Below are 20,111 nucleotides of genomic sequence, written 5' to 3' on the forward strand. Positions count from 1 at the left end.
CGAAAGATTGCGCTCCCTTTCAAGCGGCCGGTTCGCGTCAGTTGTCACTGACATAGGCGAGATAGCGTTTCTTGCTCGGCTGCAGATGGTCGACGCAGAGCTGGGCGAGAACCCAGTTATCCCCACCGCGCAGCATCTCGATCATCAGCCGGTGATGTTCGTGCGAGATACGCAGCGATTCCTTGCTCGACATCGAATTGGCGCGCACCGGCAGGCTGAGCCGCATATAGAGCTCGATCGATTGCACCAGATGCGAATTGCCGCAGGCGCCGAAGAGCGTCAGGTGGAATTTATCGTTGGCCTCGTGCACACCCCTGAGATAGCCGGATTCGATGTGGCGGCCATGCTCCTCGTGCAGCGCCAGCAGTTCCTCGATCAACGCCTCGGGCGCCGGCAGCTTTATCCACAGCGCTGCCTGCCGTTGCAGCAGTTCCCGAACGTCGTAGATTTCCTGGACCTGGCGGGCCGTCAGCGAGCGGACGGTCGCGCCCTTGTTGCGCTCGCGAACCACGATACCCATCGTCTCGAGCTGCACGATCGCCTGCCGGGCGAAATGGCGCGTGACGTGAAAGCGGGCAAGGAGCGTGTCTTCGGTCAGGCGGGTTCCAGGCGCCAGCCGCCCGAAAATGATGTCCTCCTCCAGCGCGCGGGCAATGCTTAGATCATCATGCTCGATGCCGTCTTCGCGGCTTTCGTTGAGCGTCTGCAATGTCATCTCCTCTGAAGCATAACCCCGAAAACCGGATTCGATTTTCGGAAAGGGATTATGCGCCAATCTAAAGTGATAGAGCGTCCTGGACGCGCGGCGCTCTAACGGCGAGCCATGTTACAGTGGATTGCGTTCCGGGTCGAACCGGCTCAAGCGATAGATATCCTCGACCAGAGCAAGCGTCTTGATGTTATCGCCCGGCGATGTCTCCATCGCCACCTTTCCATCGAGGCTGTCGAGGAAATGCGCAATGGTCGCGTCATAGGAACCCTGGTAGGTCTCGTCGGGATCGAAGTTCTCCCGGCACTGCCGCGCACCCTCAGCCGAGAGCAGATTGCCATTAAGTTCGAGCGTGCCGCGTGTTCCGAAGATGCGTAAGTGATCACGCGGCGCCGGCGGCGCGCCATGCACGGCGAGATTGGCGTTGATGGTGACGAGAACACCGTCGCTCGTCCGGCGCAGGACGACGCTTGCGACATCCTCCGCGACTATATCGCGATTGCTCCTCTCAAGCCGCGCACTCACCACCTCCATCTCGCCCAGAAGATATCTCAGCGTGTCGAGATGATGGATCATGACTTCCATAACCAGCAATCGCTCCTGCGTCCGGAAAAAGGGCTGGCGCACCAGCGCCGGCCTTTTTCCTTCCGCATCCGCGATCATGCCGCTGGACAGGAATTCGAACTGCACCTGGCGGATCTCGCCGGCAAGTCCCTCGTCGAGCCACGCCTTCAGCCGCCGATAATAAGCGCGGAACCGCCAGTTCTCATGGATCATCAACCTGCCCCTGCCTGAAAGACCTGCCAGCAGGTCGACAGCCTCGCCGTAGGAGGGTGCGAGCGGCTTCTGACAGATGATGTCGAGGCCTTTTTCCGCCGCCAGCCGCACCAGTTCGGCATGGAACTCCCGTGGCGCGCAGATATCCACGGCATCGAGCTGCTCGGCATCCAGCATCGCCTGCGCGCTCGCATAGTGGCGCGCGATATCGAAGGCGGCAAGCCGCGCTTCGACGGCGCTCGGCGACGGGTCGGCAAGCGCCACGACCTCGGCTCTTTCCGATTGCCGCATCCATGCAGGCAGATGGTAGGCGCTGACCCAGCCGGCACCGATAATGCCGATACGCCGTCGTCTCGTTCCCGTCATGGCGCTTCCTCTGCATACAATCTCATTTTATCAATAATCTATCCATCTTCATCGCAAAAGCCAATCGTTTGATTGTCGAACAAAAGTGCTAATTTCGCTGATTCCCATTGTAATTTATGGTGATCGCCGAAGAAATCCGAAAATACGATACAGTGACGCCATCTTATTTATTGACAATCATCCGTATCCCTCTACGCTGATACCACGGCCATGGATCAATTTGGCGAGGGAGGAACAGGTTTGTCGAACGGTCTTCGTCGCAAGCTGACGAGTTACGGCGATCAGGGATTCTCCCTTTTCCTGCGCAAGGCATTCATCAAGGCCATGGGTTATTCGGACGATGCGCTCGACCGTCCGATCGTCGGCATCGCCAACACCTACAGTGATTTCAATCCCTGTCACGGCAATGTGCCGCAACTCATCGAGGCAACCAAGCGCGGCGTCATGCTGACGGGTGCGATGCCCATGGTGTTTCCGACAATCTCGATCCACGAGAGCTTTGCCTCGCCGACCTCGATGTATCTGCGCAACTTGATGGCGATGGAAACGGAAGAGATGATCCGCGCCCAGCCGATGGATGCCGTCGTCCTGATCGGCGGCTGCGACAAGACCCTGCCGGCCCAGATCATGGCGGCCGCCAGCAGCGAGATACCGGCGATCTTCCTGCCGACCGGCCCGATGGCCGTCGGCCACCACAAGGGCGAACGGCTTGGCGCCTGCACGGATTGCCGCCGTTTCTGGGGGCGCTTCCGCGCCGGAGAGATCGACGAGGCCGAGATCGCCGACGTCAACAACAAGCTGGCCAGCTCGATCGGCACCTGCACGGTGATGGGCACGGCGAGCACCATGGCGAACCTCACCGAAGTCATGGGTCTCTGCCTTCCCCGCGCCGGTTCGGCACCCGCCGTCGAATCTGAACGAGTCCGCCTTGCCGAGGAGACCGGCCGTGTCGCCGCGCGTCTCGCCATGGATGAGGCTGCACCGACGGTGCGCGATATCCTGACGCCGCAGGCAATACGCAACGGCCTCGTCGCACTGCAGGCGATGGGCGGCTCGACCAATGCCGTCGTGCATCTTGCCGCGATAACCGGCCGCCTCGGTCTGCGCCTCGACATGGCCGAGCTCGACCGGCTCGGCCGGAGCATTCCCCTGCTCGTCGACCTGCAGCCCTCCGGCCAGCATTATATGGAGCAATTCCATGAGGCCGGCGGCGTTCCGGCTCTGTTGAAGGCGGTGCGTCACGAAATCGACGCCAGCGCCCCGACCGTGTACGGTAGAACGATCGGCGAGATCATCGACGATGTCGTCGATGAGCCGGGCCAGACCATTATCCGCACCGTCGAGAAACCGTTGAAGCCGATCGGAACGATCGCCGTCTTGCGCGGCAATCTGGCGCCGCGCGGCGCCGTCATCAAGCAATCCGCCGCCTCCAAGGATCTGCTGCAGCATAGCGGGCGCGCCGTGGTCTTCGATTCCGTCGAGGATATGACGCTGCGCATCGACAGCGACGATCTCGACGTACATGCCGACGACGTTCTGGTTCTGCGCAATGCCGGGCCGAAAGGTGCGCCCGGCATGCCGGAAGCCGGCTATCTACCCATCCCCCGCAAGCTCGCCCGCCTGGGCGTGAAGGACATGGTGCGGATTTCCGACGCCCGCATGAGCGGCACGGCCTTCGGCACGATCATCCTCCATATCACGCCTGAAGCCGCCGATGGCGGCCCGCTGGCGATCGTCCGCACCGGCGATCGCATTCGACTCGACGTCGAGGGCCGGCGCATCGATCTCGACATCGACCAGGCGGAATTCGATCGCCGCATGCTTGATGTCGTCAACCGGCCCTCCCCGGCCCCGTCGCGCGGCTATGCCAAGCTCTATCAGGAGCGCGTGCTCCAGGCTGACGAAGGCGCCGACTTCGACTTCCTGCAAAGCGAGGAGCTCGACGCGCGATGAGTGCCGCTGATATGGAGGCGCCGCTTTGCCTGCCCCGCCGGCAGCTGACGCGGCTGCCGCGGGCGGCGCTGCCGCAAGGCACGGTCGATGCGCATTTCCACGTCTTTCGCGCCGGCGCTCCGCTCAACACTCCACGCAGCTACACGCCTGACATCGCGACGATTGCCGACTGGATCGAATTCTCCGGCAGTCTTGGCATCGCCAGGGGCGTATTGGTGCAACCAAGCGTCTATGGCCTCGACAATAGGGTGCTGCTGGAGGCGCTTGCCGCCTATCCAGATCGTCTGCGCGGCATCGTCGTCATCGATCCTGACACCACGGCGACCGAGATGGAGCGTCTGGATCGGCTCGGCGTGCGCGGCGTGCGGATCAATACGCGCAACAAGGGTGGCCTCCCGCTCGCCGCCGCCAAGACACTGGCGGAAAGCATTGCCCCTCTCGGCTGGTCGCTGCAATTGCAGATCAATCCCGAACAACTTCCCGATATTGCGGCAACGCTGTCCGGCATCCGCCTGCCCCTCGTCATCGACCATCTCGGCTTCATTCCACTTGCCAGAGAGACGAGATCGTTGCATGTCGATGCCCTGAAAAGACTGATGGACAGAGCCGAGGCCTACGTCAAAGTCACCGCGCCCTACCGTTTGACGAAGGACATGAATGACCAAGGTTTCGCCGAGGTCGGCCGCGCCCTTGCCGCCAGCCATGCGGAAAGGCTGCTCTGGGGCAGCGATTGGCCGCACACCGAATTGTGGGACGGCATGCCCGATGACGCCGATCTGATCGAGACCATACGGGCCGCCATTGACGATCCCACGATTGCCGAAAAGATTTTTGTTCGAAATGCCGAGGCGCTGTTCTTCGGCCGCTGAATTGGAGAGTACGAATGGCCAGACTGACCGAAGATGCCAAGGGCGTCTATGTGATCGCCGTAACCCCCTTCACCGATGACGGCGCGCTCGATCTCGCCAGTATCGACAGCATGGTCGATTTCTACGAGGGCGCCGGCGTCACCGGCCTGACGGTGCTTGGCCAGCTCGGCGAGGCCCCGAAGCTGACCGCCGAGGAATCGCGGACAGTCGTCCAACGGGTGCTGAAGCGCCTCGACGGGCGCCTCCCCGTCGTTGTCGGCGTTTCGGCGCCAGGGCTTGCGCCGATGAGCGAACTTGCCGAAGCCGTTATGGGCGAGGGGGCGGCCGGTGTCATGGTTGCGCCGCCCTGGACCGTCAAGACTGACGATCAGGCCTTCGCCTTCTACCAGTCGGTTGGCGAGACCCTGGGCGATACGCCATTCGTGCTGCAGGATTATCCGCTCACCACCAATGTGACCATCGCGCCTAAGGTCATCGAGCGTATCGTCAACGAGGTGCCGAATTGTGTCATGCTCAAGCACGAGGATTGGCCGGGTCTATCGAAAATCACCGCGCTTCGCGCCGCCAGCGACAAGGGCGCCATGCGGCGTATCTCCATCCTCTGCGGCAATGGCGGGCTTTTCCTGCCCGAAGAGATGGGCCGCGGCGCCGATGGCGCAATGACCGGCTTTTGTTATCCGGAGATGATGGTTGGCGTCGTCGAGGCCTATGCAGGCGGAAATCCCGATCGCGCCCATGCGATCTTCGACGCCTATCTGCCGCTCGCCCGCTACGAACAGCAGCAGGGCATTGGCCTTGCCTCGCGCAAATATGTGCTTGCCAAGCGCGGCGTGATCAAGTCGGCCACCCTGCGCAAGCCGGGCGCCAAGCTCTCCGCACTCGATATTGCCGATGTCGAGCGGCTGTTGGCGCGCCAGGCCATCCGCCTCAAGGAGATCGGGGCGTAACACACTGGCGCAAATCCGAAGCCGCTGGACCACCGTTATGGTGCTGCAGCGCGAGCAGATGGCTATGTCCATCTCGTCCGTGAGGCTGAAACCCGAGCGACTCCCAGAACCTTGCCGCACCATCGTTTCCCGCATGAACGGTGACGACGGTACAGAAGGACGACGCATGATCAACCAGAGCCATGGCAAGCATCCGGCCGATGCCGCGCCCGCGCATTGCGGGACTGATGTAGAAACGCCGCATCCGCAGCGCCCCTGACATGGCCGTTTCAACAGTCATGCCGCCGACGCCAGCAAGCGCCTCCTCGGCATAGGCGCCAAGCAGCCTTTCGCCGTCACGATCGAATCTGACGGCGCCGGTCGACCATTCGTCGATAAGGCGGGCGATATGGAGATAGCCTTCTTGCCGGGCCTCGCTTTCGAGATCTGCGATCTCCTGCGGCAATCGATCGCGGAACGTGCGGATATCGATTGTCATGGCAATGCCGGTGGTTCTAGATTGCAGGAACCGGAACCTCGCGGTGCATCGCCGCCGGCAGGCCGACCGGGACGAAGGTCGCGTCGCCATCCCCAGCCATATCCTGCACCGTATGTTTCTCCAGAGCCTTCGTCACCTCGTTGAGGTCGCCGTCTAGCTGTTCGGCGGGAATAAGATTGCCGATCACGAAATCGAAGCGGTCGCCGCGTTTGTTCAACAGTTCGTGGAACACGGTCATGTCGCGAAGCTCCGTCGACCATTTCGCCAGCCAGTAGAACAGCCCCGAATTGCGCGCCGTCACATGCACGGGAAGGATCGGCAGATTGTATTTGCGCGCCAGCCCGACGGCCGAGGTCTTCCATGGCCGTTCGTTCAGCCGGCCGTTTGCCCAGTAGGCGATGCGGCCTGAGGGAAAGAGCACTGTCGCCTTGCCTTCCTTCACCGCATGGTTGGTCAGTTGCAGCGTTTCGCGCGCCTTCAGCTTGCTCTTATGCTCCTCCCGCCATTCGACAGGAATGATCATCTCGGCGAACCGCGGATTGACGCGGATGGCATCGCGATTGGCAAAGAACATCATGTCCGGCCGACGCGCTTTCAAGAGATCGAACACGGCAACGCCATCGGCGATGCCTGTGGGATGGTTGCTGACGAGGATGAAGCCGCCGGTATCAGGGATGCGTTCGCCATTGGTGATGCCGATGTCGAGCTTCAGCACATCACTCAGATATTCGAACGACTGGAAACCCGGCATCTTGGCAACCGCATTGGCGAATTCGAGCGCCTTGTTGTAACGCAGCAGCGTGTAGAGGAATGGCCGCATGACCGGCCAGAGCGGATTTTTCACGATCCTCTGGCCGCGTTCGGCAATCAGCGTATCGACGATATGACCGGGCTTTCCCTGTGAAACGAGAGCGATCGCTTCCGCGAGCTGTCCGAAAGCCGTCATGGAATCGCGCCGTGCCATGAAAGATCCTGTCTATGGGGTATAAGCTATCGCAGTACAATATGATCGAAGGATGACAAAGGCTTGGCCGGCATTAGCAATTCCATAACTGTTCCTGCTCCAAATTGGCGGACTTGAAGGCAAAATCAAGGCCAGCCACGTGAACGAACTGCTTGTTATCGCCGATCCGCGCCTGATGACGGAGCGTGCCGCATGGCTTGAAAATCTCGCCCGTGAGCGCCGTCTTTCCGAGCATACGCTCGACGCTTACGAGCGCGACACCCGCCAGTTCCTGACCTTCCTGACCGGCCATCTCGCCGGCCCGGTGACGCTCCGCGACATCAAGGAGTTGCGCCCCGCCGATTTCCGCGCCTTCCTGGCGGCCCGGCGCAAGCAGGGCTCCGGCGCTCGCTCGCTCGGCCGCAATCTCGCCGGTCTCCGTTCGCTGCTGCGCCATCTCGAAAAGAAGGGCCTGGTCAACGCCGCCGGCGCCGGCGCAGTGCGCTCGCCGAAACAACCGAAATCGCTGCCCAAGCCGCTGTCGGACACGCAGGCGATCACCGTCGTCAGCGACGACGCCCAACTTCATGACGAACCCTGGATTGCGGCGCGCGATGCGGCTGTCATGACGCTGCTCTACGGCTGCGGCCTGCGCATCTCCGAAGCGCTTGATCTTGCTCCCGCCGACCTGCAGAAGGGCGCGACGGTGCTGCGCATCACCGGCAAGGGCAACAAGACGCGGCTGGTGCCGTTGCTCTCTGTGGTTTTCGACGCGGTCGAGAAATACCGCGCGCTCTGCCCATACCATCTCGAAAGCGGCGAACCGCTGTTTCGCGGCGCCCGCGGCGGCAAGCTGCAGGCGGCGATCATCCAGCGCACCATGCAGAAGATGCGCAGCGCCTTCGGTCTGCCGGAGACGGCGACACCGCATGCCCTGCGCCATTCCTTCGCCACCCACCTGCTTGCCGGCGGCGGCGATCTGCGCACCATTCAGGAATTGCTCGGCCATGCCAGCCTTTCCACAACGCAGGTCTATACCGGAGTCGATGCGTCACGGCTGCTCGAGGTGTATGATCGGGCGCATCCGCGCGCCTAGCGCATCGGCCCGGAAATCGGAATTGATTTTTGGAAGCACGATGCGTTGATTTAAAGCGCATCGTCATGAATCCGATTTGATGTGATGCACTTTAACTTTCGTTAACGCATTCTCTTAAAGGAATATGCGCAAGCCGGGCGTAGACCATGAAACGCACAAGGCATGTGATCGGAACACCCATCATGACGACATCAATCGGCCGCCGGACGTCTTACCTCGCAGTGCCGGCCAATCTGTTGCTCTGGCTGATCGCAGCCTTTCACATGCTGCTTCTTGCGGCCCTCTTTGTCGCTTTCCTGGCTGCAAGGCCGGCGGCGGCCGAAGACGTGGCCTGCACTGGCCGCAACCTGATGATCGAACTGCAGCAGAACGACCCTGCCCGCTATGCCGAGGCGCTGAAGGAAGCCGACGCCACGCCGAACGGCAAGGGCATCTTCTGGAAGGTCGAGAAGCCGGGACTTGCACCTTCGTGGCTGCTCGGCAGCATGCATGTCACCGATCCGCGCGTGCTCGCCTTGCCACCGCGCGCCCAGGCAGCCCACGATGCCGCCAGTACGATCGTCATCGAATCCGACGAGATCCTCGATGAGCGGAAAGCGACCGCCGCCCTGCTCGCAAAGCCGGAGTTGACGATGTTCACCGACGGCACAACGATCGACAAGCTGCTTTCTCCCGAGGACTACAAGCGCCTCGAAACCGGCCTCAAGCAGCGCGGTATCCCGCTCAGCGCCGTTTCCCGCATGCGGCCCTGGATGATCTCGAGCGCCGTCGCCCTGCCGGCCTGCGAAATCGCCCGCAAGGCAAAGGGCGTGCAGTTCCTCGACCAGAAGATTGCCACCGACGCCGTTGCTCAGGGCAAGCAGGTCAAGGGGCTGGAAACCCTCGCCGAACAGATCCAGGCCATGGCCGATCTGCCGGTCGAATTCCATCTGAAGTCGCTGATCGAGACGCTGGAACTCGGCGACAAGATGAGCGATGTCGTCGAGACGATGACCGATCTCTACCTCTCCGGCGACATCGGCATGACCATGCCGATGCTGAAAACCGTGACGCCCGAAGAAGAGGGCGAAAATAACGATTATGCCGCCTTCGAGCAGCGCATCATCCTCGACCGCAACAAGGTAATGGCCGAACGCGCCGCCCCCATCCTCGACGGCGGCAACGTCTTCATGGCCGTCGGCGCCCTGCACCTGCCCGGCAAGGACGGCGTCATCGAACTGCTACGCCAGCAGGGCTTCACCGTCACCGCGGTGAACTGAACCCGCTGGCGGTCAGCCGAGCGTCATACGGCGCAGAACATTGCCTTTCCAATAGAACTGATGGACGAGGGCGCCGGCGACATGCGCCGCGATCAGCGCCCAGAGAATGATCTTCAAGACATCCGCGTGGAACGAACCGGCGGGATCGATACCGAAATAGTAGGCGGCGATGCCCGAAAGCGGCATCGCGAAGATCAGGATGTAGAGGCCGGCATGAGCAAGCCTCGCTGCAAGACGGAAGATCGCCGGCTCCTGTGCGACCTCGTCCGGGACGCCCTTGGTAAAACGCAGCCCGAGCCTGAGGACGGCAAGCAGCAGGATGGCGATGCCAACATAGGCATGGATATTCGCCGACGAAATCTGCTCCGGCGTCGGTACCTGGCCTCTGCGCATCAGCCGATGCCAGATATTCATGCCATCGGGAAACAGCAGGTTGAAGAAGATCAGCAGCGCCACGGCCCAGTGAAGAAAACGCTGGCTCAGGCTGTAACTCACGATGGACGGCTGCTGCATTTCTGGACCTTCACGGATGCTGAACTCAACGATAGGCAACAACTAGAGCCTTTCCGGGTTAGATTGAAGCATTCTGTTGGCTCAAACGGAGTCGGATGGTCGACCGGCCGGCGCGCGTCGTAGCCCAGCTCTACGGCCAAGCCGGCCGGTCGATCAGCCGGCCCGTTTCAGCCAACCCGAAGGGCCGGGCATCTTTGCGCCAGGGCAGAGGCGATCGGCTCGGACGTACCAAGGGGTATGCCCTTCGCCAATCGCCTCTGCCCTGACGAAAACCTGCTCCGGCAGAATGCTTCAATCTAACCCGGAAAGGCTCTAGAACAGCCGCCTGCCTTTCGGCAAGCGGCTGTATGCTTTGTTACGAATATGTAAGATTACATATGGATCGGCTTGAAGAAGGTTGCGAGCGCAGCCTCTTTCACCGCTTCCGACATTGTGGGATGCGCGTGGCAGGTACGGCCGAGATCTTCTGACGAACCGCCGAACTCCATCAGCACGGCGATCTCGTGGATCATCTCGCCGGCGCCGAAGCCGACGATATGGCCGCCGAGCACGCGGTCGGTTTCCTTGTCGGCAAGAATCTTGACGAAGCCGTCCGTCGCCAGCATCGCACGCGCCCGGCCGTTCGCCGTGAACGGGAACTTGCCAACCTTGTAGGCGATATCAGCCGCCTTGAGTTCTTCCTCGGTCTTGCCGACGGAAGCGATTTCCGGCTGGGTGTAGACGACGCTCGGAATGACCTCGTAATTCACATGGCCATGCTGCCCGGCAAGGATTTCGGCAAGCGCCACGCCTTCGTCCTCCGCCTTGTGCGCCAGCATCGGACCCTTGACCACATCGCCGATCGCATAAATGCCGGCAACATTGGTCTTGAAGTGACCGTCGATCTCGACGCGGCCGCGATTGTCGAGCGTAACACCGGCCTCTTCGAGGCCGAGACCCGATGTATAGGGCTTGCGGCCGGTGGCGATCAGCACGACTTCGGCCTCGAGCGTCACCCTGTCGCCGCCCTTGACGGGCTCGAAAGTGACCTTGGCGCCCTTGTCGCCCTTTTCAACGCCGGTGACCTTGGCGCTGAGATTGAAATCGATGCCCTGCTTGGCAAGCATACGCTGGAATTGCTTGGAGACTTCGCCGTCCATACCACCAAGGATGGTGTCGAGATATTCGACGACGGTGACTTTGGCGCCGAGGCGCGACCAGACGGAACCGAGCTCGAGACCGATAACGCCGCCGCCGACGACGATCAGCGTTTCCGGCACCTTCTCCAGCGCAATGCCGCCGGTCGAGGAGATGATGGTCTTTTCATCGATCTCGACCTGCACGCCAGGAATGCCGGCGACGTCGGAGCCGGTGGCGATGACGATGTTCTTGCCTTCGATCTCCTGCACCTTGCCATCGTCGGCGGTGACGGAAACCTTGCCGGCCGAGACGACCTTGCCGATGCCCTGAAAGGTATCGATCTTGTTCTTCTTGAAGAGGAAGGCGACGCCGTCGACATTCGACTTCACCGTCGCATCCTTGTGGGCCATCATATTGCCGAGGTTGAGCGTCGGCGCCGGAATATCGATACCGAGCGCGCTCATTCCGTGGCCGGCCTGATGGAACATTTCGGAGGCATGCAACAGCGCCTTCGACGGGATGCAGCCGACGTTCAGGCAGGTGCCGCCATAGGTCGCCCGCTTTTCGACGACGGCGACCTTGAGGCCGAGCTGGGCCGCCTTGACGGCGCAGACATAGCCGCCCGGGCCGGTTCCGATAATGATCACATCGTAGGACATTGCTTCTTTCCCTTTGGATTTTTCGTTTAATCGGCCGCGCGCGACAAAGCGAGGCGGAAGCCGAAGCCGACAAGTGCCGCTCCGGTGATGCGGTTGAACCATTTGCCGCTGGCGATGAAGCGGTCACGGATCGCCTTGACCGTGAAGAAATAGGAGACGCCGGCAAACCAGGCGACCAGCGCCGTCGCCATGCCGATGCCATAGGAGAACTGGATCAGCGCCGGCGTGTCGTGATGCACGAGCGTCGAAAACAGCGACAGGAAGAACAGCACCGGCTTCGGGTTCAGCGCATTGGTGATGAAGCCCATGCCCAGGCATTTCGGCATCGAGACCGGCTTGCGGTCTTCCGCCGTCACCTCGATATCCCTCACCTTGAAGCCCGGTTCGCGGAACGACTTGATGCCGAGATAGACCAGATAGGCGACGCCTGCCCATTTGATGACAGCAAACAGCATCAGTGATTTGGACACGATCAGGCCGAGGCCGAGGATAGTGTAACTGATGTGGAAGAGCAGGGAGAAGCCCATGCCGAGCCCGGTCATGATGGCGGCGCGTCGCCCATGCACGATGCTCTGGCGCAGGATAACGGCAAAATCGGCGCCCGGCACGACGATGAAGATCGAAAAGACGGCCATCAGGCCGAGGAATTCGAGAATATATTGCATGCTGTTTTTCGCCCTGTCGTTCTAGCGACCGCCGCTCACATTGAGGATCGCGCCGGTTATATAGGAAGCCGAAGGTGACAGAAGATAGAGGATCGCATCCGCCACCTCCTCGGGCGTGCCCGCACGCTGCATCGGAACCGCCGGCGCCATCTCGCGTGCCCGGTCAGGCAGCCCGCCCGAAGCATGGAGGTCGGTCTCGATGATGCCGGGCCTTATCGCATTCACGCGGATGCCCTCGGCAGCGACTTCACGCGCCAAGCCGACAGTGAAGGTGTCGATCGCCGCCTTCGAAGCGGCATAATCGACATACTGCGTCGCCGAACCGAGGATCGCCGCCATCGACGAGATATTGACGATCGCCCCGCCCTGCCCGCCATGCCGGCTCGACATCCGGCGTATGGCCTCTGCGGCGCAGAGGATGGAGCCGGTCACATTGATGCGCAGCATGCGCTCGATTCGCTCCGCCGACATCTCATCGATGCGCTGCGGATAGTCGACAATGCCGGCATTGTTGACGAGCCCGTCAAGCCGGCCGAAATGCTGGTCGACCGCCGTAAACATCGAGACGATATCCGCAGCCTTGCCGACGTCACCCTGGATCGCCACGGCCTCGCCGCCGCCTTCTGTGATCGAAGCCACGACCGCATCCGCGGCTTCGCGGTTGGCGGCATAATTCACCGCAACACGCCAGCCCTGGCGCGCGGCGAGCCTTGAGGCCGCGGCGCCGATACCCCGGCTTCCGCCGGTGATGAGAACAACAGGTGCATCGCTCATGTCGCACACTCCTTGAATGTCAGTACGTCCCAAGGCGCTACCGAAGCCTTGCCCTCGCCCCAGGCACTGGATTCGCGGATGGCGGGACCAAGGCCGGGGAGCACGAGCTTTTCGGCCGCCGCAGCACCTTCGGGCTGCAGATTGTCCATCTCACCCTCGGCATCCATGCCGTAGACGGCGCCCTGCCAGACCGTGCAGGCATCGAGATCGGCGCCGGTCGCATCGCCCTCGGGGCAGTTGAACATCAGGATGCCGATGGCGCGCACCGGATCTTCCGATGGCATGACATAACCTTCCATCACGACAGGTGTCTTGAGCGCGCTGACCTTGAACTGGTTGCTGGCGGCGGCCGATGGAGAATTCAGCGGTGCGAAGCGCAATTCATAGGCACCGTCGCGATCGACGTAGACGGCTTGTTCCTGCTTGCATGCGGCGCCGAAGGTGGATGCCGGAACGGCAAAAAACGCGGCGGCTGCGACCGCAGCCACACCTTTCCGTCCCGCCATGATCCCGATCCTTCCGCTCATTGCAGCTTCGGCTCCTTCCGCCCGTCGGCGTTTTCGACAACGCTGAAATCCGTCAGCAGCACCAGCGCGCGGCCGTCCTTGTCGAGCCCCCAGAAAACCGGGTAGAAACCGTCGCCCCAGCCGCTCCAGAACACGGCGACATTGCCTCGTCTGCCGGCAACCGGCCGGTGCAGTGCATAGATGCCCTTGTTGGCGTCGAGGTCCGACGCCAGCACGTCATCGTAATAATTGACGTCGGCATCCGGTTTCTGCGCCTGTACCTGCCCTTCACGCTCTCCGATCAGATCAAACGTATCGGCATCCATGTAGCATCCGAGGCCGGCATCGACGGGATAGCCGAAGATCTCGCCGTCCTTCAGCGTCGCCGTGTCCTGCCCGGGCAGGACTGCAAGCTCCCAATGATCCGGCCTGCCCTCGGCAAACCGCATGCTGGCGGCGGCGATGCGCCCGAAGGCCTGGTAGAGCGTCACCGGATAGTCGCCCGGCGCAACCGTTCTTGCGAGCGCTGGACGATCGGGCTGGGCGAGCGGATCGGCCGCAACGATGCGCCCCGATGTCAGCTCGACATTGCCCATATGGATCGCGCCGATCGACCGCCCGGAGAGTTCGGCATCGCTCAGCGCCACCAGCTCGAAATTGCTGCTTGCCTTGCTGATGTCCCAGCCGGCAGCCGATGCGGAGACCGGAATATGCGCGGCGGCAGCGCAAAGAAGAAAGCGCGCCGCTCGCATGATCCGGTTCCGCATCGAAAGCGCTCCCTCAGAGATCGAGAACCAGACGTTCCGGATCTTCCAGGCTTTCCTTGACGCGCACGAGGAAGGTGACCGCTTCCTTGCCGTCGACGATGCGGTGATCGTACGACAGCGCCAGATACATCATCGGACGGATGACCACCTGGCCGCCGATCGCCACCGGCCGCTCCTGGATCTTGTGCATGCCGAGAATGCCGGACTGCGGCGCGTTGAGGATCGGCGAAGACATCAGCGAACCGTAGACGCCGCCATTGGTGATGGTGAAGGTGCCGCCCTGCATGTCGGCCATGGAGAGCGAACCATCACGGGCTGCCTTGGCAAGACGGCCGAGTTCCTTCTCGATTTCGGCGATCGACATCTGGTCGGCGTCGCGGATGACAGGAACGACGAGGCCTTTGTCCGTGCCGACGGCCATGCCGACATGGCAGTAGTTCTTGTAGATGACGTCGGTGCCGTCGATTTCAGCGTTGACGGCCGGCAATTCCTTCAGCGCATGCGTCACCGCCTTGGTGAAGAAGCCCATGAAGCCGAGCTTGACGCCGTGCTTCTTCTCGAAAATGTCCTTGTACTTGTTGCGCAGGTCCATGACCGCCTTCATGTCCACCTCATTGTAGGTGGTGAGCATGGCGGCGGTGTTCTGCGCGTCCTTGAGGCGCTTGGCGATCGTCTGGCGCAGGCGCGTCATCTTCACGCGCTCTTCGCGCGAGGCATCCTCGACCGTCGACGGGCCACGCGCGGCGGCAGGCGTTGCCGCGGGTGCGGCCGCCGGAGCGGAAATGCCCTTGGCGACGGCGGCGATGACGTCGCCCTTCAGCACCTGGCCGCGCTTGCCACTACCGTCGAGCTGGTCGGCGGAAAGATTGTTTTCGGCAAGCATCTTCGAAGCCGCCGGTGCCGGCGGCATGGTGGAGACGGAAGCGCTTGATGAGGACGACGCAGCAGCGGCAACTGGCGCTGGCTGGGCAGCAGCAGCCGGGGCTGGCTGGGCAGGTGCGGCGGCCGGTACAGCAGCAGCCGGCGCGGCAGCGGCAGCTGCGCCTTCGGCGATCTGGCCGAGCAGCGCGCCGAGGCCGACGGTCTCCCCGGCGGCGACGACGATTTCCGAAAGCGTGCCGGAGGCGGGTGCTGGAACTTCGATGGTCACCTTGTCGGTTTCAAGCTCGAGAATCGGCTCGTCGGCCTTGATGGCGTCGCCGACCTTCTTGAACCAGGTGCCGACGGTTGCCTCGCTGACGGATTCACCGAGAGTTGGAACGCGGATTTCTGTGGCCATTGTTCAGATCCTGATTTCGTGTGTTTTCGTTAATGCGTTTCAGACGGCGGGCGGCCGCGAGATGATCGAAGGCATCGGCAGGATATCGAAGCGGAAACCAAAACCGGAAGCGATGATCGGATCGCCGTCGGCAAGAACCTGCGCCGCCGCCTGATCCTCGACCTCGACGATCGCCATGCCCCAAGCGCCTTCACCCTCGAAGACGGGGCCGACGATGATCGCCGATCCCGCAAGGGCGTGCCGATGCCAGTATTCGACATGGCGTTTCATCGCCGCCATTTCCTCCCCGGTCCCGTCATGCGGGAAAGTGGGGCGCGGCGGCTGCAGTCTCAGAAAGAAATAAGCCATTGCGCCCCCCGTGTTTTAACCGCCCAATGCATCCTCGAGGAATGCGGCGAGCTGCGACAGATGCTTGGACATCAGACCCGTCGCCGGCGAGGCGGCGGCCGGACGGCCGGTATAACGGACGCGCTGGTATTTCGCGTCGATATGGGCGAGCACCCATTCGAGGAAGGGGTCGATGAACGACCAGGCGCCCATGTTCTTCGGCTCTTCCTGGCACCAGACCATCTCGGCATTGCGGAAGCGCGACAGCTCGTTGATGAGCGCCTTTGCCGGGAACGGATAGAGCTGCTCGACGCGTAAGAGATAGATGTCGTCGATGCCGCGCTTTTCACGCTCTTCGAGAAGATCGTAATAGACCTTGCCGGAGCACATGACGACGCGGCGGATCTTGTTGTCCTTCTGCAGCTTGATCGGGCCGTCCTTGATCACCTCGGCATCGTCCCAGAGCAGGCGATGGAAGGCGGATTCACCGGCCATTTCGGCAAGCGTGGAGACCGCCCGCTTGTGGCGCAGCAGCGACTTCGGCGTCATCAGGATCAGCGGCTTGCGGAAGTCGCGCTTCACCTGCCGGCGCAGGATGTGGAAGTAGTTCGCCGGCGTCGTGACGTTGGCGACCTGCATGTTGTCTTCCGCGCAAAGCTGCAGGAAACGCTCGAGGCGGGCCGAGGAATGTTCCGGACCCTGACCTTCATAGCCGTGCGGCAGCAGGCAGACGAGGCCCGACATGCGCAGCCACTTGCGTTCGCCCGACGAGATGAACTGGTCGAAAACCACCTGCGCGCCGTTGGCGAAATCACCGAACTGCGCTTCCCAGAGCGTCAGCGCATTCGGACGGGCGAGCGAATAGCCGTATTCGAAACCGAGCACGGCCTCTTCCGAAAGCATCGAATTGATGACTTCGTAGCGCCCTTGCGTCGGCGAAAGATTGGCGAGCGGGATGTAGCGCTCTTCAGTTTCCTGATCGTAGAGAACCGAGTGGCGCTGCGAGAAGGTACCGCGTTCGCAATCCTGGCCGGACAGGCGGATCTTGCTGCCTTCGACGCAGAGCGCACCGAAGGAGAGTGCTTCGGCCATCGCCCAGTCGATACCCTCGCCGGTGGCGATCATGTTGGCGCGGTTTTCCATGAAGCGCTGGATCGTCCGGTGCGCATTGAAGCCCGCCGGGATCTCCGAGAGCTTGCGGCCGATCTCCTTCAGCGTCTTCATCGGCACAGCGGTCTTGCCGCGGCGCTGCTCGTCGGCATTGTCGGCCGTACGCAGGCCCGACCACTCGCCGTCCAGCCAGTCGGCCTTGTTCGGCTTGTAGTGCTGGCCGGCCTCGAACTCCTGTTCGAGATGGGCGCGCCAATCGGCCTTCATCTTCTCGACTTCGCCGTCGGTGAGCAGGCCCTCGGCGACGAGCCGGGCCGCATAGAGCTGCAGCACCGTCTTGTGGGCGCGGATCACCTTGTACATCTTCGGCTGCGTGAAGGACGGTTCGTCGCCTTCATTGTGGCCGTAGCGGCGGTAGCAGAACAGGTCGAGCACCACAGGCTTGTGGAACTTCATGCGGAATTCGGTGGCGATCTTGGCGCCATAAACGACCGCTTCCGGATCGTCGCCGTTGACGTGCAGGATCGGCGCCTCGATCATCTTGGCGACGTCGGACGGATAGGGCGACGAGCGCGAGAAGGCCGGGTTCGTGGTGAAGCCGATCTGGTTATTGATGATCACATGCATGGTGCCGGCGACGCGGTGGCCGCGCAGACCGGAAAGGCCGAGGATTTCGGCAATGACACCCTGGCCGGCAAAAGCCGCGTCGCCATGGATCAGCAGCGGCAGAACCTTGGCACGTTCGGAAAGCGGGATTATGTCGCCGTCCCAGACGGTGGCGTTCATATCCTGCTTGGCGCGGGCCTTGCCCATGACGACGGGATCGACGATTTCGAGATGCGAGGGGTTCGCCGTCAGCGAAACGTGGATCTTGTTGCCGTCGAATTCGCGGTCGGAGGAGGCACCGAGATGGTACTTGACGTCACCCGAGCCCTCGACCTCGTCGGGAGCGGCCGAGCCGCCCTTGAACTCGTGGAAGATCGCCCGGTGCGGCTTGCCCATGACCTGGGAGAGCACGTTCAGGCGGCCGCGATGCGCCATGCCGAACACGGCTTCCTTGAGGCCGAGGTGGCCGCCACGCTTGAGGATCTGTTCCAGCGCCGGGATCAACGATTCGCCGCCGTCGAGGCCGAAACGCTTCGTGCCCTTGAACTTGACGTCGAGGAACTGCTCGTAGCCTTCGGCTTCGACGAGCTTGGCAAGGATCGCCTTCTTGCCTTCCGGCGTAAACGCCACACCCTTGTCCGGTCCCTCGATGCGCTCCTGGATCCAGGCCTTCTCTTCAGGGTTGGAGATATGCATGAATTCGACGCCGAGCGTCGAGCAATAGGTGCGCTCGAGGATTTCGATCATCTCGCGGATGGTCGCGTATTCCAGGCCGAGCACGTTGTCGATGAAGATCTTGCGGTCGTAATCGGCGGCCGTGAAGCCGTAATTCTCCGCCGACAGCTCGCGATAGTCGTCGACGGGAGCGGCAATGCCGAGCGGGTCGAGCTTGGCGTGCAGGTGGCCGCGCATGCGGTAGGCGCGGATCATCATGATGGCGCGCACGGAATCGCGCGTCGCCTGCAGGACCTCTGTGCTGTCGGCGGGCTTGCCCTGAGCTTCAGCCTTGGCTTTGACCTTGGTCTCGATGACCTTCTCGACGATGCCCCAGTCGCCATCGAGAGCCGACACCAGATCGCCGCTTGCCTGAAGCGGCCAGTTCTTCTTGCGCCAGGAAGCCCCCTTGGCCGCCCTCTTCACATCGCTGGGATCCTCCTCCAGCGCCTTGAAGAAGGCACGCCACTGGTCGTCGACCGATGCCGGATCCTCTTCGTACCGCGCGTAGAGCTGCTCGATATAGGCAGCGTTGGCGCCATCCAGAAACGAGGTGACCTGAAACTGCTCGTTGGCTTCTTGCCGTGCCATGGTGATATGCGGACGCTTCCGTCCGCCTCCTGACTTTGATGAATTTGCCGGCTTGATGGCCGGCTGCCGCATTTCGATTGCCGCCTGTCCGCGGCGCATCTGCTGTTCTCGTGCCGTCGAGGCCGGGCGGAAGGCGCAGATGCCGTTCCTCCGCCCGGTCTATATTTAGGTGGCTTAGCCCTTGAGGACTTCAACCAGCGTCTTGCCGAGGCGGGCCGGAGAGGGCGACACCTTGATGCCTGCCGATTCCATCGCCGCGATCTTTGATTCCGCATCGCCCTTGCCGCCGGAAACCACAGCGCCGGCATGGCCCATGGTGCGGCCCTTCGGCGCCGTACGGCCGGCAATGAAGCCAGCCATCGGCTTCTTGCGGCCCTTCTTGGCTTCGTCCTTGAGGAACTGCGCTGCGTCTTCTTCAGCCGCACCACCGATTTCGCCGATCATGATGATCGACTGGGTGGCTTCGTCGGCCAGGAACATTTCCAGGACGTCGATGAACTCGGTGCCCTTGACCGGGTCGCCGCCAATGCCGACGGCCGTCGTCTGACCCAGACCTTCGTTGGAGGTCTGGAAAACGGCTTCATAGGTCAGCGTGCCCGAGCGGGAAACGATACCGACCGAACCCTTGCGGAAGATCGAGCCCGGCATGATGCCGATCTTGCATTCTTCCGGCGTCAGGATACCCGGGCAGTTGGGGCCGAGCAGGCGCGACTTGGAGCGGTCGAGGCGAGCCTTAACCCGCACCATGTCCATGACCGGGATGCCTTCGGTGATGCAGGTGATGAACGGGATCTCGGCGTCGATCGCCTCGATGATGGCGTCGGCAGCGCCGGCCGGCGGAACATAGATGACGGTCGCGTTGGCGCCGGTCTTTTCCTTGCCTTCGGCAACGGTTGCGAAGATCGGCAGGCTTTCGCCCTTTGCGCCGGTCCAGGTTTCGCCGCCCTTCTTCGGATGGATGCCGCCGACCATCTGGGTGCCGTAGTAAGCGAGCGCCTGTTCGGTGTGGAACGTGCCGGTCTTGCCGGTTAGGCCCTGAACGAGAACCTTGGTGTCTTTGTTGACGAGAATGGACATGCGAGGC

At 62.1% G+C, this 20,111-nt stretch carries 19 protein-coding genes; 5 read left to right on the plus strand and 14 right to left on the minus strand.

Annotated features, from left to right (window positions below):
• Positions 1-37: 37 nt before the first annotated feature.
• Both AB8B31_RS20065 and AB8B31_RS20070 read right to left on the minus strand, forming a co-directional pair.
• Positions 38-709: a GntR family transcriptional regulator gene (locus tag AB8B31_RS20065; protein ID WP_018243866.1), complete on the minus strand. Its 672-nt coding sequence runs from the start codon at positions 707-709 to the stop codon at positions 38-40.
• A gap of 117 nt (positions 710-826) precedes the next feature.
• Positions 827-1,852, minus strand: a complete 1,026-nt coding sequence (locus AB8B31_RS20070; RefSeq protein WP_018448172.1) for a Gfo/Idh/MocA family protein — start codon at positions 1,850-1,852, stop codon at positions 827-829.
• A 240-nt stretch (positions 1,853-2,092) separates the two neighbouring features.
• Between AB8B31_RS20070 and AB8B31_RS20075 the strand changes: the two genes are divergently transcribed.
• The 3 genes from AB8B31_RS20075 to AB8B31_RS20085 are packed head-to-tail and all read left to right on the plus strand — an operon-like array spanning position 2,093 to position 5,621.
• On the plus strand, positions 2,093-3,805 hold the full coding sequence (locus tag AB8B31_RS20075; protein WP_028734229.1) for an IlvD/Edd family dehydratase: 1,713 nt from the start codon (positions 2,093-2,095) through the stop codon (positions 3,803-3,805).
• Entirely contained in the window at positions 3,802-4,674 is an 873-nt protein-coding gene (locus tag AB8B31_RS20080; protein ID WP_028734228.1) for an amidohydrolase family protein, read from the plus strand. The genes AB8B31_RS20075 and AB8B31_RS20080 overlap by 4 nt, the downstream gene beginning before the upstream one ends.
• 14 nt (positions 4,675-4,688) lie before the next feature.
• On the plus strand, positions 4,689-5,621 hold the full coding sequence (locus AB8B31_RS20085) for a dihydrodipicolinate synthase family protein (RefSeq protein WP_028734227.1): 933 nt from the start codon (positions 4,689-4,691) through the stop codon (positions 5,619-5,621).
• Here the strand turns inward: AB8B31_RS20085 and AB8B31_RS20090 are convergent.
• Positions 5,602-6,099, minus strand: a complete 498-nt coding sequence (locus tag AB8B31_RS20090) for a GNAT family N-acetyltransferase (protein WP_028734226.1) — start codon at positions 6,097-6,099, stop codon at positions 5,602-5,604. The two genes, AB8B31_RS20085 and AB8B31_RS20090, sit on opposite strands and share 20 nt — an antisense overlap.
• A gap of 16 nt (positions 6,100-6,115) precedes the next feature.
• On the minus strand, positions 6,116-7,063 hold the full coding sequence (locus tag AB8B31_RS20095; RefSeq protein ID WP_028734225.1) for a GNAT family N-acetyltransferase: 948 nt from the start codon (positions 7,061-7,063) through the stop codon (positions 6,116-6,118).
• 139 nt (positions 7,064-7,202) lie between these two features.
• Between AB8B31_RS20095 and AB8B31_RS20100 the strand changes: the two genes are divergently transcribed.
• Positions 7,203-8,138 carry a tyrosine recombinase XerC gene (locus AB8B31_RS20100; RefSeq protein ID WP_028734224.1) on the plus strand — a complete coding sequence of 312 codons (936 nt, stop codon included), beginning with the start codon at positions 7,203-7,205 and terminating at the stop codon, positions 8,136-8,138.
• Between the two features lie 182 nt (positions 8,139-8,320).
• On the plus strand, positions 8,321-9,397 hold the full coding sequence (locus AB8B31_RS20105; protein ID WP_028734223.1) for a TraB/GumN family protein: 1,077 nt from the start codon (positions 8,321-8,323) through the stop codon (positions 9,395-9,397).
• A gap of 12 nt (positions 9,398-9,409) precedes the next feature.
• Here the strand turns inward: AB8B31_RS20105 and AB8B31_RS20110 are convergent, their stop codons facing one another.
• The 10 genes from AB8B31_RS20110 to sucD form a co-directional block, all read right to left on the minus strand.
• Positions 9,410-9,910, minus strand: a complete 501-nt coding sequence (locus AB8B31_RS20110) for a cytochrome b (protein ID WP_028734222.1) — start codon at positions 9,908-9,910, stop codon at positions 9,410-9,412.
• Positions 9,911-10,281: 371 nt separating this feature from the next.
• The gene (gene lpdA, locus AB8B31_RS20115; protein WP_028733515.1) at positions 10,282-11,688 is read right to left on the minus strand and encodes a dihydrolipoyl dehydrogenase; all 1,407 of its coding nucleotides are present in this window, start codon (positions 11,686-11,688) and stop codon (positions 10,282-10,284) included.
• A gap of 26 nt (positions 11,689-11,714) precedes the next feature.
• Positions 11,715-12,353, minus strand: a complete 639-nt coding sequence (locus AB8B31_RS20120) for a LysE family translocator (RefSeq protein WP_028733516.1) — start codon at positions 12,351-12,353, stop codon at positions 11,715-11,717.
• A 21-nt stretch (positions 12,354-12,374) separates the two neighbouring features.
• A complete protein-coding gene (locus tag AB8B31_RS20125) occupies positions 12,375-13,127 on the minus strand; it encodes an SDR family oxidoreductase (RefSeq protein ID WP_028733517.1) in 753 nt (250 codons plus the stop codon).
• Complete coding sequence (locus tag AB8B31_RS20130) at positions 13,124-13,654, minus strand: hypothetical protein (protein ID WP_028733518.1); 531 nt, start codon at positions 13,652-13,654, stop codon at positions 13,124-13,126. The genes AB8B31_RS20125 and AB8B31_RS20130 overlap by 4 nt, the downstream gene beginning before the upstream one ends.
• A complete protein-coding gene (locus AB8B31_RS20135; protein WP_128408744.1) occupies positions 13,651-14,400 on the minus strand; it encodes a DUF4241 domain-containing protein in 750 nt (249 codons plus the stop codon). Before AB8B31_RS20135 ends, AB8B31_RS20130 begins: the two co-directional genes overlap by 4 nt.
• 13 nt (positions 14,401-14,413) lie before the next feature.
• Complete coding sequence (odhB, locus tag AB8B31_RS20140) at positions 14,414-15,679, minus strand: 2-oxoglutarate dehydrogenase complex dihydrolipoyllysine-residue succinyltransferase (protein ID WP_018243882.1); 1,266 nt, start codon at positions 15,677-15,679, stop codon at positions 14,414-14,416.
• Positions 15,680-15,718: 39 nt separating this feature from the next.
• Positions 15,719-16,027 (minus strand): YciI family protein, encoded by a 309-nt coding sequence (locus AB8B31_RS20145; protein WP_018243883.1) that lies wholly within the window; start codon positions 16,025-16,027, stop codon positions 15,719-15,721.
• 15 nt (positions 16,028-16,042) lie between these two features.
• On the minus strand, positions 16,043-19,027 hold the full coding sequence (locus tag AB8B31_RS20150) for a 2-oxoglutarate dehydrogenase E1 component (RefSeq protein WP_028733520.1): 2,985 nt from the start codon (positions 19,025-19,027) through the stop codon (positions 16,043-16,045).
• 174 nt (positions 19,028-19,201) lie between these two features.
• Positions 19,202-20,104 carry a succinate--CoA ligase subunit alpha gene (gene sucD / locus AB8B31_RS20155; RefSeq protein WP_011653811.1) on the minus strand — a complete coding sequence of 301 codons (903 nt, stop codon included), beginning with the start codon at positions 20,102-20,104 and terminating at the stop codon, positions 19,202-19,204.
• Between the last annotated feature and the right edge of the window lie 7 nt (positions 20,105-20,111).

The sequence above is a fragment of the Rhizobium sp. 62_C5_N11_2 genome (assembly GCF_051811185.1).
GTDB classification, from domain to species: domain Bacteria; phylum Pseudomonadota; class Alphaproteobacteria; order Rhizobiales; family Rhizobiaceae; genus Rhizobium; species Rhizobium leguminosarum.

What these genes read in the sequence shown, in the direction of transcription:
- AB8B31_RS20070 (WP_018448172.1), bottom strand. Translation starts at nt 1,852, where the DNA reads ATGACGGGAACGAGACGACGGCGTATCGGCATTATCGGTGCCGGCTGG.
- AB8B31_RS20080 (WP_028734228.1), top strand. Translation starts at nt 3,802, where the DNA reads ATGAGTGCCGCTGATATGGAGGCGCCGCTTTGCCTGCCCCGCCGGCAG.
- AB8B31_RS20085 (WP_028734227.1), top strand. Translation starts at nt 4,689, where the DNA reads ATGGCCAGACTGACCGAAGATGCCAAGGGCGTCTATGTGATCGCCGTA.
- AB8B31_RS20090 (WP_028734226.1), bottom strand. Translation starts at nt 6,099, where the DNA reads ATGACAATCGATATCCGCACGTTCCGCGATCGATTGCCGCAGGAGATC.
- AB8B31_RS20095 (WP_028734225.1), bottom strand. Translation starts at nt 7,063, where the DNA reads ATGGCACGGCGCGATTCCATGACGGCTTTCGGACAGCTCGCGGAAGCG.
- AB8B31_RS20105 (WP_028734223.1), top strand. Translation starts at nt 8,321, where the DNA reads ATGACGACATCAATCGGCCGCCGGACGTCTTACCTCGCAGTGCCGGCC.
- AB8B31_RS20110 (WP_028734222.1), bottom strand. Translation starts at nt 9,910, where the DNA reads ATGCAGCAGCCGTCCATCGTGAGTTACAGCCTGAGCCAGCGTTTTCTT.
- lpdA (WP_028733515.1), bottom strand. Translation starts at nt 11,688, where the DNA reads ATGTCCTACGATGTGATCATTATCGGAACCGGCCCGGGCGGCTATGTC.
- AB8B31_RS20120 (WP_028733516.1), bottom strand. Translation starts at nt 12,353, where the DNA reads ATGCAATATATTCTCGAATTCCTCGGCCTGATGGCCGTCTTTTCGATC.
- AB8B31_RS20125 (WP_028733517.1), bottom strand. Translation starts at nt 13,127, where the DNA reads ATGAGCGATGCACCTGTTGTTCTCATCACCGGCGGAAGCCGGGGTATC.
- AB8B31_RS20130 (WP_028733518.1), bottom strand. Translation starts at nt 13,654, where the DNA reads ATGAGCGGAAGGATCGGGATCATGGCGGGACGGAAAGGTGTGGCTGCG.
- AB8B31_RS20135 (WP_128408744.1), bottom strand. Translation starts at nt 14,400, where the DNA reads ATGCGGAACCGGATCATGCGAGCGGCGCGCTTTCTTCTTTGCGCTGCC.
- odhB (WP_018243882.1), bottom strand. Translation starts at nt 15,679, where the DNA reads ATGGCCACAGAAATCCGCGTTCCAACTCTCGGTGAATCCGTCAGCGAG.
- AB8B31_RS20145 (WP_018243883.1), bottom strand. Translation starts at nt 16,027, where the DNA reads ATGGCTTATTTCTTTCTGAGACTGCAGCCGCCGCGCCCCACTTTCCCG.
- AB8B31_RS20150 (WP_028733520.1), bottom strand. Translation starts at nt 19,027, where the DNA reads ATGGCACGGCAAGAAGCCAACGAGCAGTTTCAGGTCACCTCGTTTCTG.
- sucD (WP_011653811.1), bottom strand. Translation starts at nt 20,104, where the DNA reads ATGTCCATTCTCGTCAACAAAGACACCAAGGTTCTCGTTCAGGGCCTA.